A 15,907-nucleotide genomic window follows, 5' to 3' on the forward strand; every position below is an offset into this window, starting at 1 on the left:
GGCAACTTCGCGCGTTGCGGATAGGAGAGGAACGGTTAATCGCTCATCGGCTACGGTAAGGGTACAGTCCTATACTCTTTGCGGTTCGGGGATACAGATGGATGAGGTCTGCGCCCACCCGTCGTCCCGCTCACCGGTGCTGATCCATCTCGACGGGGATACCCCAGGACGGGAAGAGATCACGGTTGAGCGCCGCGAGGATGCACAAGTGATCGCGGCCCTCCAGGCCCGTATCGAGGACCAGGCCCGCTTCATCGACGCCCAGGCCCTGTCTCTTGCCCACAGCCGTAAGATCTTCGAACGCGCCTCGGCCGTGGCCAGGATCGGAGTGTGGGAATGCCGCCTCGAAGACGAGGCACTGACCTGGACCGATGCCGTCTACCGGATGTTCGACCTGCCGGTGGGCTCCGCGGTGGACCGCGAAACGACCCTGGGCTGCTACAGCCCGGAGTCACGCGTCCGCCTCGACACACTTCGGAGCGAGGCCATCGCCGAGCGTGGCGGCTTTACCCTGGACGCCGAGATCGTAACGGCTTTGGGCAACCGACGCTGGATCCGCCTGACCGCTACGGTGGAATGCGAGGGAGGAATACCGGTCCGCATCTTCGGCATGAAGCAGGACATCACCGAGGAGAAGATTCTCGCCGACCGGACCCGCTATCTCGCGGAGTTCGATACCCTGACGGGCCTGCCCAACCGCACAAGCTTCTACGGCCGCCTCACCCGGATGGACCGACTGGGAGCCCTGCTGCTCCTCGACCTCGACGGCTTCAAACAGGTCAACGACCTTCATGGCCACATGGCCGGCGATGCCTGTCTCGCCGAGGTGGGGCGCCGCCTCAAAGAGACGTGCCGTCACACGGAATTCGTCGCACGCATCGGGGGTGACGAGTTCGGGGTCGTCGTCGGCGCCACCATCGGCACACAGGGCCTCGCGACCCTGGCGAAACGGATCATCGCCGCCATGGTGCCGCCCATCGCCTGGGGGCAGGGGACCTTCACGATCGGCGTCTCCATCGGCATCGCCACGATGGTGAGCCACAGTCCGGAGGACCTCTTCGCAGAGGCCGACATGGCCCTCTATGCGGCCAAGGCGGATGGGCGCGGGACATTCCGCCTAGCCCCTCCGGCGAAATGACGGCGACCGTCTCACGCCTATGCGTGGTGCGATACCAGAGCGGGGGATAGGCCGCGCTCCGCCGCCATCATCCGGGCAAGGGCGACGATCTCGCGGATCTGAAACGGCTTGCGGACCGAGAGGCTTCCTCGAAGTGGCCTGCGATCGAAATAGGCATTCGTCGACGCATAGATGACCGGGCGGTCAGGACGAACCTCGCGGAAGGCGCGAGCCACCGTCCATCCGTCGATCAATCCCGGGAGATTGATATCGGTCAGCAACCAGTCGAAATCGGCACCACGCGTTCTAAGAAGCGTCAGAGCGTCTTCGCCACTGGACGCCGCGACGGCCGTGAGGCCGGCACGCTCGCACTGGATCGTCAACATATCCAGCAGGAGGAAATTGTCCTCGACGATCAGAACGTTCGGTGCGCCACTCATGCCGGCTGTCGACCCTTTCATACATCAACAAATAACTGCATTAATGGTTAAGCTTCCATCAATGGTCGCGTCGATTCGGAGATCGTCGGCGACATGGACGGTGGGTCGTTCAAATACCCTTCGACGATGCGTGAGGCAGCGGTGGAGCACACGTCCGACAAGGGGAGAGGGACGGTCTGCGACGAGGCAACGCTCGCCGAACTCGAGGTTCTTCTCGGGCACGACCATCTGAAACGGCTTCTGTCCCTGCTCGTCGTCGAGATCCGCGTCCGCTTTCCCGCCGGGAACGACGATCGGGCCACTATCGCGCAGGATGCCCATGCTCTGTTGGCATCGAGCGGGTCTCTCGGTTTTCTCGACCTTTCGCGGTGCTGTTCGGTCATCGAACAGGCCTGCCTGAAGGGCGACGACATCGCCATCCCGCTGCAGGAAGGGCGGATCGCCGCCGACCGCGCGCTGACCGCCCTCGCCGTCTTGGGCGCGCGCGAATGATGGCCATCGTGCTCCTTGAGAAGCTCATGGCACGAACCCGTTGCGCCGAAGGCACACCCGCCAAGAGTGCGGAGCGCGCGGCTTATCCGTCGCGTGACTGCCGCATTTGAGGTGCGACACGGATCGTTGCGCAGGTCACGAGGCCATTCTGGGAAATCGAGGTGCCGAGCGTCACATACGGCGACTGGAATTCGGCCTTTGAAACACCCCGTCAAGGTTGACGGAACCTTCGCTTAACCCGCTCGACCTACACAGGTCGCACCACCGAACGGCCCCGTGGGGACGTCCCGGAACCGGACGCCCCGCCCGAGGAGAGCAAGACCATGTCCATGACCGCGCGCTTTCGCGTGTTTCCGCTCGCGGCAGCCCTTTGCGCCGCGCTCAGTGTCGCTGCCTGCACCAACGACAAGGATCTCGCCGACGCCTCGGGTTTTGCAGGCGGCGCCAATACGCCGGGCAGCGCTCAAGACTTCGTCGTCAATATCGGCGACCGCGTCTTCTTCGAATCGGATTCGACCGACTTGACGCCGACTGCCACCGCCACCCTCGACAAACAGGCTCAGTGGTTGCAGCGCTACCCTCGCTACACATTCCTTGTCGAAGGCCATGCCGACGAGCGCGGCACCCGCGAGTACAACTTCTCGCTCGGCGAGCGCCGGGCTCAATCCGTCAAGGACTACCTGTCCTCGCGTGGACTCGCCGCCGGAAGGATGCGGACGGTCTCCTACGGCAAGGAGCGCCCGGTCGCCGTGTGTAACGACATCTCCTGCTGGTCTCAGAACCGCCGCGCCGTAACCGTCCTCGACCGGGGCGCCGGCTCCTGAAGGCGAAGGTGACCTTCGCAGGCGTGGCCCTTTTTTTGCCGCGTCCCGGCACATCTGCTATCGGCGGGGCGCTGCCGATGCATCCCCGTCCGATCCGATCACAGGTGCCGATTCCCATGCTCCGCCGCCTGCTTCTCACGGCCACGTTTCTCGCATTCCTCGCCCCTCTGACCGCCGTCGGTCCGGCGGCGGCTCAGGATGCGTCGGAGTTCGTCGTTCGCCTGAACCGCATCGAGAACCAGTCTCGCCAGATGGCGGGTCAGATCGAGACGCTGCAATACGAGAATCGCCAGCTCAAGGAACAGCTTCGCAAGTTCCAGGAGGACGTCGAATACCGGCTGCAGGAAGGCAAGAGTGGCGGTGGAAAGCCTACCGCCCCTCCGTCCGGCACCAATCCCGGACAAGCCAAGCAGCAGAAGCGCAGCGATGCCTTCGACCCGGAGCAGAATCCGGGCCGTCCCGGCGGGCCGATGCAGCTCGGCACGACCATCCCCTCCGCCGCCATCGCCGCTGCGCCGTCGTCACGGGGCCCGAGTGTACCGCCCACCGTGGTCGATGCCGATGACGAGGAGCCTGGCCTGTCTCCTCCCGGCCTGGGCGGCCCCGTCGACCTCACGCCCCCCTCACGCGTGCCCACAACCGGCACGCTGCCGAGCCCGGCACGCCCGATGACCAGCGTGGCCGCGACCACGACGGGGGACGCACGTGCGGATTACGAGACGGCCTACGGCTACATCGCCGGACGGCATTACGAACAGGCGGAGATGAGCCTGCGCCAGTTCATTCAGTCGCATCCGCGCGACGCGCAGGTGCCGTCGGCGACCTACTGGCTCGGTGAGAGCTACCTCCAGCGAAACCGCAACCGCGAGGCGGCCGAGCAGTTCCTGAAGGTCTCCACGGATTACGCGCGCTCGCCCCAGGCGCCGGACGCGATGCTGAAGCTAGGGATCTCGCTGAATGCCCTCGGCGCTCGCGAACAGGCCTGCGCGACCCTCGCGGAACTGGAACGCAAATTTCCTTCCGCCGCACAGGGTGTCCGCCAAAGCGTGGTCCGCGAGCAGAAACGCGCACGCTGCGCCGCTTGAACGCCGCTCCATCGAGTGACGGCATCGATGCGACGCTCGCCGTCGCGCTAATGCCGTATCTCAGGTCCAGCCGCCTTCTCATCGCCGTCTCCGGCGGACCGGATTCCACCGCGTTGATGCATGCGGCCGCCCGGCTCGGTTCGGCGCATCCGATCCAGGTGGCAACGGTGGATCATCGCCTCCGAGCAGAAGGAGGCGACGAGGCCCGGAGCGTCGGTCTCACCGCCAGGGCACTCGGTCTGAGCCATCACATCTTGACCTGGGACGGCGACAAGCCGAGCCGTGGTATTCAAGCCGCCGCCCGTCACGCGCGCTACACCCTCCTCGCGGAATGCGCGGGCCGGGTCGGTGCCGATACCATTCTCACCGGTCATACCGCCGACGATCAGGCGGAGACCGTGCTGATGCGGCTTCTCGCCGGAAGCGGTCCGGGGGGGCTCGCCGGGATGCGGCGCGAACGCGACCTCGCGCCGGGAATGCGCCTAGCGAGGCCCTTCCTCGATATCCCGAAGGCGGACCTCGTCGCCTACTGCGCTGCCCATGGGCTGGTTTCCGCGCGCGATCCCTCGAATGTGGATGAGCGCTTCGCGCGCGCGCGCCTGCGCCGCCTCATGCCCGATCTCGCGGCGGAAGGCCTCAGCCCCGAGCGGCTCCGCCGCCTCGCCGCCCGCATGGCTCGCGACGAAGACGCGTTACGCGACGCCGCCTGCGCCGCCTTCACCGCACTCCGCATCACCGCAGATGCCGTCGTATTGGATGCCCCTCCGCTGGCGGCTTTGCCGGATGCGATCCTCATCCGCGTTGTCGGACTCGCATTGCACGAGGCTGGCGGGGGAGGGGCTATTCGCCTCGAACGCCTGGAACGTCTCGTCGTCGACGGTCTCCGGCCGGCCCTCGTTGCAGGCACCGCCATGCGGAGGACCCTTCGCGGCATCCTCGTCGATCTGAACGCGGAGGGCGTCCTCTCCTTACGCACAGCCCCGCCCCGGCGGTCTCCATCTTAGGGGCGCGCTCACCTTTCCCCTGACTGGCTTGCCGCAGGCTGGCCCGATTTACTTGGCAAGGGGGGCGGCACTGCCTACATTGCCGACATGCATCCGCGTGATCCGTCCACCAAACGCGGGACCGGACGCCCCCAGGGATTGATCGATGAACCCGAACTTCCGCAACTTTGCCTTGTGGGTCGTCATCTTCCTGCTCGTGCTGGCGCTCGTCACCTTGTTCCAGAATCCGGGACATCGCGGCGGCGGCAGTGAGATCGCCTATAGCCAGCTTCTGAACGATGCCGATTCCGGCAAGATCCAGACGGTGGTGATCTCCGGGCAGGACGTGAGCGGTACCTATGTCGGTGGTGGCAATTTCACCTCCTACGCGCCCAACGATCCTAACCTGGTGTCCAAGCTTCAGAGCAAGGGCGTGCAGATCACAGCGCGTCCCCCCTCGGACAACACGCCCTGGTTCATTCAGCTGCTCGTGAGCTGGCTGCCCATCCTCGTCTTCATCGGCGCCTGGATCTTCCTGAGTCGCCAGATGCAGTCGGGTGCCGGACGCGCCATGGGCTTTGGGAAGTCGAAGGCCAAGCTTCTTACCGAGGCGTCGGGCCGCGTGAGCTTCGACGACGTCGCCGGCGTCGAGGAAGCCAAGGAAGACCTGCAGGAGATCGTTGAGTTCCTGCGCGATCCCCAGAAGTTCCAGCGTCTCGGCGGCCGCATTCCGCGCGGTGTGCTCCTCGTCGGCCCTCCTGGCACGGGTAAGACCCTCATTGCCCGTGCAGTGGCGGGCGAGGCCAACGTGCCGTTCTTCACGATCTCGGGCTCCGACTTCGTCGAGATGTTCGTCGGCGTCGGCGCGTCGCGTGTCCGCGACATGTTCGAGCAGGCGAAGAAGAACGCACCCTGCATCATCTTCATCGACGAGATCGACGCAGTGGGCCGCCATCGCGGTGCCGGCCTGGGCGGTGGCAACGACGAACGCGAGCAGACCCTGAACCAGCTCCTCGTGGAGATGGACGGGTTCGAGGCCAACGAGGGCGTGATCATCATCGCGGCCACGAACCGCCCTGACGTGCTCGACCCCGCCCTACTGCGTCCGGGTCGGTTCGATCGTCAGATCATGGTGCCGAATCCCGACGTCGTCGGCCGTGAGCGCATCCTGCGTGTCCACGTCCGCAAGGTGCCCTTGGCACCGGATGTCGACCTCAAGGTCATCGCGCGCGGCACCCCGGGCTTCTCCGGCGCCGACCTGATGAACCTTGTCAACGAATCCGCTCTCCTCGCGGCCCGTCGTGGCAAGCGAATCGTCACGATGCACGAGTTCGAAGACGCCAAGGACAAGGTGATGATGGGTGCTGAGCGGCGCACTCTGGTCATGACCGAGGATGAGAAGCGGCTCACCGCCTATCACGAGGGCGGTCATGCCATCGTCGCCTTCAACGTGCCGGCCACCGATCCCGTCCACAAGGCGACGATCATTCCGCGCGGCCGGGCGCTCGGCATGGTCATGCAGCTGCCGGAACGCGACAAGCTGTCCATGAGCTTCGAGCAGATGACCTCGCGTCTTGCCATCATGATGGGCGGCCGCATCGCCGAGGAGATGACCTTTGGTGCAGACAAGGTGACTTCGGGCGCCCAGTCGGACATCGAGCAGGCGACCCGTCTCGCTCGCATGATGGTGACCCGGTGGGGCTTCTCTCCTGAGCTCGGTACCGTGGCCTACGGCGAGAACAACGACGAGGTCTTCCTCGGCATGTCCATGGGCCGTCAGCAGACGGTTTCCGAGGCCACCGCCCAGAAGATCGACGCCGAGGTCCGCCGTCTCGTCGAGACCGGCCTCGAGGAAGCCCGTCGAATCCTCGGAGAGCACAAGGACGATCTCGAAGCGCTCGCCCAGGGGCTCCTCGAATACGAAACCCTTTCGGGGGACGAAATCAAGAACCTGATCGCAGGAAAGCCGCCGATCCGCGATGCGGGCGATGGACCGGCGCCTATTCGCGGTTCTTCCGTCCCCTCCGCTGGTCGCGGCCGTCCGCGGGACAGCGAGGGTGGGCTGGAGCCCCAACCGCAGGCGTGACGCCCGCGTGATCACTCTACGAAGATAACAAAGCGGCGAGGGCGACCTCGCCGCTTTTCTTTTGGTTGCCAAAGCCCAATCCGGACGGCATCGCGGATCGACCATATGGCGAGGCGCGGGTCGGCCGTGTCCATCGTCGCGATAAGGCGCCACTATCGATGCACGAAGCGGCACAGGACGCGATCGGTGAACTGACTGATCCGGAACACCGTCTCGTCGAGGCCGGCCGTGCAGGCGACATCCTGAGGCTCGCCCCCGGGGAGGCCATCCGCGCCAGCGTGATCCGGGCTCTCGTCTGCGCCGAGAGAACGGACTGGCCCGTGGCTCCCGAGGGCGTGCGGCTCGTCGGCGGCCGTGTCTTGGGCCTCCTTGCCTGTGCCGACCGCTACCTTGTCAGACCGCTCTGGATCGACGATGCGGAGATCCCGGACGGCATCGACATCAGCAACAGCCATACGCGGACATTGTCTTTCGAGAAGAGCCGCATCGGTAACGGCTTGTCGGCTCAAGGCGTGACAATTGCCGGACCGCTCTTCATCTCGCATGCCACCTTCACCGGCACCTGCGATATCAGCGGAGCCTCGATCGCCAGCACATTCACGGCAGACGGAGCCGTGTTCGATCACCCCAATGGAGATGCGATCAACGCCCAGCGCAGTTCCATGGCTGGGTCTTTCCTCAATCATGCGGCGGTGAAGGGAGGGTGCCGCTTCCTCGGTGCGACGATCCGAGGGCAATTCGTCGCCGTGGGTGCGGTCTTCGACAACCCCGCCGGCGATGCCATTGATGTGCAGGACATCACGGTAGCGGGGATCTTCCTCGATGGCGCGACCATCATGGGCACCTGCCACCTCGTCAGCGCTCACATTGCCGCGCAGTTTGCCGCCGAGGGGGCGACATTCCACCAACCGAACGGTACCGCCATCAATGCCCAGGGCAGCCGTATCGGCAGCGTCATCCTGCGCGGCGGAGTCGGACCTGACAACGTCCCCATTCCCAGCACGATCAACGGCGGCCTCAATTTCAGCCGCGCAACCGTGGAGCATCATTTCGAGATCAGCGGAGGCACTCTGACGGGTGGCCCGTCCGGTGCGCTCGATGGGCGCGGCATCGAGACGAAGGGACGATTCATCATCGGGCGCGACGCCTATGTCACCGGTGCGATCCTGCTCTCGGGGGTCGAGATTCGCGGCTCCCTCGATCTCTCCGGCAGCCACATCCTGTCAAGCGCGATTGCCCAGGACACTTACGGCGAATCTGCGCATGGGGTGGCGAGCTTTGAAGACGATCCCTTGCGCTTCGTTGCCCTTGATCTGAGCGAATCCAATATTTCGCACCTTATCATGCCGGATGCCACAGACATGCGGTATCCGGGATGCGGACGCCCGCGCGGAATCGTCGATCTCTCCCGGCTGAAGGTGGGCACCTATGTGGATTTTGCCTCCGCCTGGCCAGTTCCTGTGCCCCTCCGCCGTAGTCTCGGTCCTGACAGGTTTCGCGATGCGAAGGATCGCGACGCCGATCACCTCATCTTAGACGGGTTCGAATACCAGCATCTAGACAATCCAGACGGCGACGCAGTGCCCTCGCTGCCGACGCATACGGCGAGGCAGCGCTGGCTCCGCGGGCAATCCCGCGACGATCTCTTCACCCGGCTTCGCCCGCAACCTTGGCGCCATCTCGCCAAGGTGCTGGCGAGCCAGGGTTACGAAGAGGATGCTCACCGCATCGCAATCGCCCGCCGCGTGGCCGAACGGCACGCGCGTGAAACCGGGTGGTTCCTGCGCTGCATCAACTGGCTGCTGCACGTCCTGGCCGATTATGGGTTCAATCCGTGGAAGGCCGTGGGCTGGTCGGTTGTGGTCATCGTGGTCTGGGCCGCCGTCTATACCGGCGCTGCCTTCGAGTCGTGCAAAGCGGGGCCACGTCTCTGCCAGGACGGAGAGATCTTCGTCCGAACGGCGGCGGCCGATTTCGTGCCCGGCGTCACGAGCAGCGACGAGGCGAGGGATAAGCTCGTCAACCTCTACCCGGCCTTCGATCCGCTGGCCTATTCGTTCGATACCTTCATGCCGCTCTTCGATGCCGGCACGGACCGGTTTTGGCGGGTGAACACGGCGACCTGGCGAGGGGTGGCGCTCTATTATTTCAGCATCGCAGAGCAGATCGAGGGCGCCGTCCTCGTTTCCCTGATCATTACCGGCTTCACCGGCCTCCTCACCCGCGACGAAGCTTGACCGAACTGGGACGGAGCACCATTCGTTTGCCATGCTTCGATACCATTCAGCGAAACGAAACCGGCTATGACGGGCCGTGACGATCAGGATTGAAGAACGTGCGTAAGTATTTCGGCACAGACGGCATCCGGGGCCGCGCCAATGGGGTGATCACTCCTGAACTCGCTCTCAAGGTAGGGCAGGCGGCGGGATTGGTGTTCCAGCGGGGCGATCACCGCCACAGGGTCGTGATCGGCAAGGACACCCGCTTGTCCGGCTACATGATCGAGACGGCTCTCGTCGCGGGGTTCACATCGGTGGGCATGGACGTGATGCTGCTCGGCCCGATGCCGACGCCGGCCGTGGCCATGCTCACCCCCTCCATGCGCGCCGATCTCGGGGTCATGATCTCCGCCTCGCACAATCCGTTCGAGGACAATGGCATCAAGCTGTTCGGCCCGGACGGATTCAAACTGAACGACGATGTCGAGCGCGCCATCGAAGCCTTGATCGACGGGGAGCTGCACAAGAAGCTTGCCGGCCCGCGCGATCTCGGCCGCGCCAAGCGGATCGAGAGCGTGCACGCCCGCTACATCGAATTCGCCAAGCGCACGCTGCCCCGCAACGTCACCCTCGACGGCCTGCGGGTGGTGGTCGATTGCGCCAACGGCGCGGCCTACCGCGTCGCGCCGGAAACTCTCTGGGAGCTCGGCGCAGAAGTGATCGCCATCGGTGTCGACCCCGACGGCTTCAACATCAACCACGATGTCGGCTCGACGGCACCTGCGGCCCTTGCCGCCAAGGTGCGGGAGTTGCGGGCGGATATCGGCATTGCCCTCGACGGCGACGCGGACCGTGTTCTCATCGTCGATGAGAAGGGCCAGTCGGTGGATGGCGACCAGTTGATGGCCGTCGTGGCGCGGTCCTGGAAGGACGACGACCGGCTGACCCAGCCCGGCATCGTCGCAACGATCATGTCCAATCTCGGCCTCGAGAGGTTCCTCGGCGGGATCGGCCTCGGCCTCGCTCGCACGGCGGTCGGTGATCGCTACGTCCTCGAGCACATGCGTGAGCACGGCTACAATCTCGGCGGCGAGCAGTCGGGGCACATCATCATGTCGGATTACGCCACCACCGGGGACGGTCTCGTAGCGGCACTCCAGCTTCTGAGCGTGGTCAAGCGCCAGGAGCGGCCGGTGAGCGAAGTCTGCCATTGTTTCGACCCGCTGCCGCAGATCCTCAAGAACGTGCGCTACCGCTCCGGCGCGCCGCTGCAGCAGGATGCGGTCGTCACCGCCATCGCCCATGGCCGCGAGCGTCTCGGTGAGACCGGCCGCGTCGTCATCAGGCCGTCAGGCACGGAGCCGGTCATTCGCGTGATGGCGGAGGGCGATGACCGTAGCCTCGTCACGGAAGTGGTGGACGATATCGTTGACGCCGTTGCCAAAGCCGCGGCCTAATCACGCAACGCCTCCGGCGCGAGGTAGCGCCATGCCGTGAGGAGAGCGCTTCTGAGCGTCTCCTCATCGGCTCCATCCAGGGACAGGTTGGTCCAGCCACGCCGCCCCCAGGCGCCGGGAACGGGGTCGAACAGGTCCGGCTCCGCCTCGACCAAGAGCGCCTGATGCTCGGCCGGAAATTTGAGAACGACGCGTTCGTCGTCGATCCAGAGGGTGGCGAAGATCCGCCCGCCGATGCGAAAATCCGGATGGCCCATATGGGCGCCTTCCTCCACGCCGGGCAGCATTAGCGCCAGGGCGCGCACGTCTTCAGGACGCATCGATTTCTCCGCCTCATGACTCGCGACAACCAGGGAGACGCAGCGCGAATGCAAGTCATGCGACGCGTCGATATCGTCTGCAAGTTGCAGTAGGGCTTTGGACTCTAACGGTTCGGAAAGGCTAACGTTTAACGTTAAGCGCGATTTAACTCATCCGACGGATGATGGGGTCGTCATCCAGGCTGGTGCTCCCACACTTCAGCCGAACGATCGAGTTGAAGGATCCATTATGCGCCGTTCCAAGCTTTCTGCCTTGGCGCGCTCGATCACGCTCCTTGCGAGCGTGGGAGCGCCATGCCTCGCGCAGGCCGCCGACTTGCTTCCCACTTTACCGCCCGAGCCGCTGCCCCCGCCGGTCGAGATCGGCGGGGCGTGGTATCTGCGCGGCGACGCCGGTGCCGGTATTCTGGGCGAAGGCCACACCGTCGCGAAGGACGTCACCATCCCTCCGATCCCGTACAAGTACAATGTCCTAAAGGATTATCTGGGCAACCAGGCGTTCGTGGGCGCGGGTATCGGCTATCAGGCCAATTCCTGGCTTCGTTTCGATTTCACCGGCGAGTACCGCTCGGAAGCGAAATGGATCTTCTATGCGGCCGAGACGCCGAGCGGCGGCATCAATCGCACGTCCGGGAAGTTCTCCTCAGTGGTCGGCATGGCCAACGGCTACGTCGATCTCGGCACATATTACGGCATCACCCCGTTCGTGGGCGCAGGTGTCGGCTTTGCACACCACATGTTCGGCGGCGTGACCGACAACGGCCAAGGCCTTTATCAGGGCGGCTTTGGCTCGGGTCCGGAGAAGCAGAAGCTCAGTTTCGCTTGGGCGGCCCATGCCGGTCTCGGATATTCCATTACGCCGAACCTCAAGCTCGAGCTCGCCTATCGCTATCTCAACATGGGTTCAGCGCAGACCGGCACGATCACCTGCGACGCGCCGCCCTTCTGCAAGACGGATTACCACCTGAAGGACATCGCCTCGCATGATGTGAAGGTCGGCATGCGCTGGATCCTCGGCGGCGCCGTTGCTCCGGCGGTCGAGTATCAGCCGATGCCGGAACCGATCGTCCGTAAATACTGAATTTATCAATGACACCACGAAGACGGCGCGGATAGGTATCCGCGCCGTCTTCGTTCGTGCGCGCACGACCGCCGGGTTAACGCCGCCGCGATTTGTCTTTTCCAGCTGACGCGCCGTTAGGGTTAAGGTGATCATAACCTTTTAAATTCATCATCTTGGTCAGTCGACCCCCTCGCCGGCATGCATCCGTAACATGCGCTTTCCGGCCGATGCCTCCGTGAGGACCATGATGACTCCGCCCCGCCCATACCGCACCGCAGCCCTCGCTGCGATCCTCGCTGGACTGGCGATCGGCACTGCCGCGCCGACCCTCGCCGCGGACCTCCTGCCGCCGCCGCCACCTCCGCCGGCTCCCGCCCCGGTCCAGATCGGCACCGGTTGGTACCTGCGCGCAGATTTCACCGAGAGCTATTTCGATCACCCCAAGGACGCGACGCTGGTCGAACCGGGCACGCCGCCCCTGGTGCGGCTGCGCCTGAGCCATCAGCCCGGCTATGGCGGCGGCATCGGCTACCGCTTCAACAACTGGCTGCGCATGGACGCCACCATCGACCAGCGCCTGCCCAGCCGCTTCAGCACCTACTCGTCGGGCTCGAACTTCGCGAACGGGTACAACGTCGAAGCCGGCAAGCTCGACGTGCTGACGGCTCTCGTGAACGTCTATGCGGATCTCGGTACATGGTGGGGGCTTACCCCTTACATCGGCGGCGGCATCGGTATCGCTCAGAAGGACTTCCGCAACGCCTATACCCAGACGACCTGCACCGTTCCCGTGCTCTGTGACGGAAGCCCGGTGGTTGGCCCTCGCCCCGCTGCCGCGCGTCGCAACGGTTCGGTCACCTCCCTGGCCTGGGCGCTGACCGGAGGCGTCTCCTACGAGATCGGCGCAGGCTTCGCGATCGACGCGAACTATCGTTACGTCAATCTCGGCCGCGCCAAGACTGGCCTCGACGATTTCGGCTTCGGCACACGCCTGAAGGACATCTCGGCCAACGAGGTCCGCGTCGGACTGCGCTACAGTTTCGCCGGCGGTGCCGCCGCCTTCGGGGGCGGCGGTTACGGTGGCGGCAATCCCTACGAGTAGGGCAGGGCGCGGCGCGCCGGGACCTTCGGGCGTCTTACACATACACGCTTAAAGCCCGCCCGGCCCGCGCCGTGCGGGCTTTCTCGTCGTGCGACCACGAGAATAGACCTTGCCGTAATTCATTGAATCCGACCGCAACGGACCATTAAGGTTACTGTATTAGAAACGACGCAAGGTTCGGAAAGAACAATCGGGCTGCAGCCCTGAGGACGACCTCGATGCGTACCGTCACCCTTGCACTCCTCACCGGCGTTGCCCTCGTTTGCCATCCAGCAGCCCACGCTGCCGACCTTGACTATGGCGTGTTGCGAGGCCCGGATTACGAGACGGCCTCGGCCGAGATTGATTGGAACGGTGGCTATTTCGGTGGCCATGCCGGATACACCACGACGTCGCTGAATTTCGGATCCTCCGGTCAATCGGATCTTGCGCAGATCCTTCGCAGCACGGCTATCGAGAGCGAGTATCGCATCTCGGGAAGCAATACTCTGAAACCTGCTCGGCCCCACGATGTCGGGATTGGAGGCTTTGCCGGCTACAACTATCAATTCGACGAGGCAGTCATTGGCCTGGAGGTCGATTATACCAGCGTCAATCAGAAAGGACGATCGGAGGACAGCCTCACCCGGCGCGTGATGCTCAGCAACGGAACCTATGATATTTACAGGATTTCCACCGCCGCGCATGCCAGCCTTCAGGATTATGCGACGATACGCATGCGAGCGGGTTATCCGATGGGAGCATTTCTGCCCTTCGTGACAGCCGGGTTGGCGATAGGTCGAGCCGTAGTCGGCAATGACGTGAGCGTCGATCTCAGGGAATATTCGGACATCAATCGAACGAATCTGGTTGGCGGCCTGAGCGAAAGCGGCGGCACCACCAAAGAGAAATACAGCCTTGGATATGCGCTTGGTATCGGCGGGGATTACCTGCTTACACAAAACATATTCGTACGCGGTGAGTACCAATATCTGCAGTTCGCGAAATTCGGAGACGTGAAAGTAAACGTCAATACTGTTCGTGGCGCGGTCGGCATCAAGTTCTAATTTTCCCCTGAAACCGGAGTCTACTCAAGACACCTGGCCGCTTGTCCCATCCTCACTCCGAGAGATTGCGCCATGCTACGATCTACGATCGTCGTCGGCATTGCGGCTATCGCGTTCGTCTCTGGGCCGAATGCCGAGACGGGAGACCGACTATCCTGCGTCCATGTAGGACATGGTTACCTCACGGATGTTGATCGCCATCGCAGCCTTCCGCCGTCGCAGATTCCCTATCGCGACCATTGCTACCGACCAGCACCGCGCATTGCGCGGACCATCTACCAGCCGCCGGTCGTCCTTGGTCTCGTTCCCACACACAACCCCAACGCACCGGTCTACAACGAACCTCCACCGCGCTTTTCCCACGACTGACCGGCGTCAGCTTTCGAGCTCGCTGTCCCAGTACAGGTAGTCCAGCCAGGTGTGGTGGTATTCGCGGTGATCGAATTCCGGCTGGCGACGATGGAGTTCATGCCGCGTCGGCCGGTGAGGTTCATGCAGGAGCGGCATCTCCGCTTCCGCCGGAGTGCGGTTCGCCTTGCGCAGGTTGCAGGGTGAGCAGGCGGCTACGACATTCTCCCAGCTCGACAATCCGCCGCGCGAACGCGGAATGACGTGGTCGAAGGTCAGCCCGCCCGAGGGCATCCGAAGTCCGCAATACTGACAGGAGAAGGTGTCGCGCAGGTAGATGTTGTAGCGCGTGAAGGCCGGACTGCGCGCCAGGGTCACGTAGTTCTTGAGGGCGACGACGCTCGGGACCCGCAGGGCGCGGCTCGGCGAGCGGGCCTCGACATCGTAGCTAGCCACCAGTGTGACCCTGTCGAGGAACAGGGCGGTGAAAGCGTCCTTCCAGGACCATAAGGACAGCGGATTATACGAAAGCGGCCGGTAATCCGCGTTGAGGACGAGCGTTTGGAGATCCAGCATGGCGCTACTCTCTTGACGGATCGACGAAGGGACGACGCAACGCGTTACGGCGCGGCATCGTCCCCGGATGATGAAAGATCGGAGGTCCCGGCAGTTCGGTCTTCGACTTTGGCATCCGGGGAACAAATCTCGGTCGCCGGACCGGCACAGGATGCGAAGAGAACAGATGATCGGGGAGGGTGGACCGGCCTGGGCTTAGCCAAAAGCGGTCGTATCGGGCGGGAACGCCCGGTTCGTGGCGAGGCACATCAACATGGACGGCCAACGCCACCTCCTCGCGTCGATACGAAAAGGCTCTGTCCATTGCGCGGTAGTCTAATATCAGCATGACACGCTTGTGAAGGTTGCCCGGTCGATCCCCGACGTCGCGGCCCACAATCTTTCGGGCCGCCTCAGCGAATGATGTGTCTGCGGCACCCTTTCGCCCCATTGATCGGCCATCCGACGATCCGACTTTTGACCCGCGGCCGCTTGCGGCGTGTGAGGTGCCTTCGCTGGCGCTCCCGTGATGGCCACGGCTCTTTCCGGAGACGGGGCCTGCAAGTGCCTGCCCCACGCGCCGGGGTCCGCCTGCCGACGCCAGAGGGGCGGGCGTTCTGAGCCGATGAAAGGAACGACATGGAACTGGGATTCATGAAGGGCAGAATGCGACATGCAGCGCTCCTTGCCGCGTGGATGGGTGCTTCCCTACTGAATCCCCTTCCGGTTCTGGCCCAGGCGGCGCCCGCCGCCCCCGCGCAGACGGAGCC

Annotated in this window: 14 protein-coding genes; 11 read left to right on the forward strand and 3 right to left on the reverse strand. The window is 64.1% G+C overall.

The window, feature by feature from the left end:
• Window positions 1-97: 97 nt before the first annotated feature.
• A complete protein-coding gene (locus tag MBTS_RS06020; RefSeq protein WP_210322685.1) occupies window positions 98-1,138 on the forward strand; it encodes a diguanylate cyclase domain-containing protein in 1,041 nt (346 codons plus the stop codon).
• Between the two features lie 17 nt (window positions 1,139-1,155).
• On the opposite strand, the gene MBTS_RS06025 is transcribed toward MBTS_RS06020, so the two are convergent.
• Complete coding sequence (locus MBTS_RS06025) at window positions 1,156-1,557, reverse strand: response regulator (RefSeq protein WP_192215254.1); 402 nt, start codon at window positions 1,555-1,557, stop codon at window positions 1,156-1,158.
• 93 nt (window positions 1,558-1,650) lie between these two features.
• Between MBTS_RS06025 and MBTS_RS06030 the strand changes: the two genes are divergently transcribed.
• The 7 genes from MBTS_RS06030 to glmM all read left to right on the forward strand — a co-directional run bounded on the left by MBTS_RS06030 (window position 1,651) and on the right by glmM (window position 10,703).
• Window positions 1,651-2,049: an Hpt domain-containing protein gene (locus MBTS_RS06030; protein WP_018043034.1), complete on the forward strand. Its 399-nt coding sequence runs from the start codon at window positions 1,651-1,653 to the stop codon at window positions 2,047-2,049.
• Window positions 2,050-2,372: 323 nt separating this feature from the next.
• Window positions 2,373-2,873, forward strand: a complete 501-nt coding sequence (gene pal / locus MBTS_RS06035; protein ID WP_018043035.1) for a peptidoglycan-associated lipoprotein Pal — start codon at window positions 2,373-2,375, stop codon at window positions 2,871-2,873.
• A gap of 116 nt (window positions 2,874-2,989) precedes the next feature.
• Complete coding sequence (ybgF, locus tag MBTS_RS06040; protein WP_056144685.1) at window positions 2,990-3,958, forward strand: tol-pal system protein YbgF; 969 nt, start codon at window positions 2,990-2,992, stop codon at window positions 3,956-3,958.
• Window positions 3,955-4,962 carry a tRNA lysidine(34) synthetase TilS gene (gene tilS / locus MBTS_RS06045; protein WP_147831790.1) on the forward strand — a complete coding sequence of 336 codons (1,008 nt, stop codon included), beginning with the start codon at window positions 3,955-3,957 and terminating at the stop codon, window positions 4,960-4,962. Before ybgF ends, tilS begins: the two co-directional genes overlap by 4 nt.
• 145 nt (window positions 4,963-5,107) lie before the next feature.
• Window positions 5,108-7,027, forward strand: a complete 1,920-nt coding sequence (gene ftsH / locus MBTS_RS06050) for an ATP-dependent zinc metalloprotease FtsH (protein WP_018043038.1) — start codon at window positions 5,108-5,110, stop codon at window positions 7,025-7,027.
• A gap of 335 nt (window positions 7,028-7,362) precedes the next feature.
• The gene (locus MBTS_RS06055; RefSeq protein ID WP_238254068.1) at window positions 7,363-9,264 is read left to right on the forward strand and encodes a hypothetical protein; all 1,902 of its coding nucleotides are present in this window, start codon (window positions 7,363-7,365) and stop codon (window positions 9,262-9,264) included.
• A gap of 98 nt (window positions 9,265-9,362) precedes the next feature.
• Complete coding sequence (gene glmM / locus MBTS_RS06060; RefSeq protein WP_026175800.1) at window positions 9,363-10,703, forward strand: phosphoglucosamine mutase; 1,341 nt, start codon at window positions 9,363-9,365, stop codon at window positions 10,701-10,703.
• On the opposite strand, the gene MBTS_RS06065 is transcribed toward glmM, so the two are convergent.
• Complete coding sequence (locus tag MBTS_RS06065) at window positions 10,700-11,023, reverse strand: MmcQ/YjbR family DNA-binding protein (RefSeq protein ID WP_056141395.1); 324 nt, start codon at window positions 11,021-11,023, stop codon at window positions 10,700-10,702. The two genes, glmM and MBTS_RS06065, sit on opposite strands and share 4 nt — an antisense overlap.
• Before the next feature lie 229 nt (window positions 11,024-11,252).
• Between MBTS_RS06065 and MBTS_RS06070 the strand changes: the two genes are divergently transcribed.
• The 3 genes from MBTS_RS06070 to MBTS_RS06080 all read left to right on the forward strand — a co-directional run bounded on the left by MBTS_RS06070 (window position 11,253) and on the right by MBTS_RS06080 (window position 14,234).
• Window positions 11,253-12,104 carry an outer membrane protein gene (locus MBTS_RS06070; RefSeq protein WP_192215256.1) on the forward strand — a complete coding sequence of 284 codons (852 nt, stop codon included), beginning with the start codon at window positions 11,253-11,255 and terminating at the stop codon, window positions 12,102-12,104.
• Window positions 12,105-12,330: 226 nt separating this feature from the next.
• Complete coding sequence (locus tag MBTS_RS06075; RefSeq protein WP_192215257.1) at window positions 12,331-13,188, forward strand: outer membrane protein; 858 nt, start codon at window positions 12,331-12,333, stop codon at window positions 13,186-13,188.
• A gap of 218 nt (window positions 13,189-13,406) precedes the next feature.
• Entirely contained in the window at window positions 13,407-14,234 is an 828-nt protein-coding gene (locus MBTS_RS06080; protein ID WP_056141401.1) for an outer membrane protein, read from the forward strand.
• Window positions 14,235-14,609: 375 nt separating this feature from the next.
• Here the strand turns inward: MBTS_RS06080 and MBTS_RS06085 are convergent, their stop codons facing one another.
• Complete coding sequence (locus tag MBTS_RS06085; protein ID WP_018043045.1) at window positions 14,610-15,158, reverse strand: HNH endonuclease; 549 nt, start codon at window positions 15,156-15,158, stop codon at window positions 14,610-14,612.
• Between the last annotated feature and the right edge of the window lie 749 nt (window positions 15,159-15,907).

This window comes from Methylobacterium bullatum (assembly GCF_014845095.1).
Classification (GTDB): Bacteria; Pseudomonadota; Alphaproteobacteria; order Rhizobiales; family Beijerinckiaceae; genus Methylobacterium; species Methylobacterium bullatum.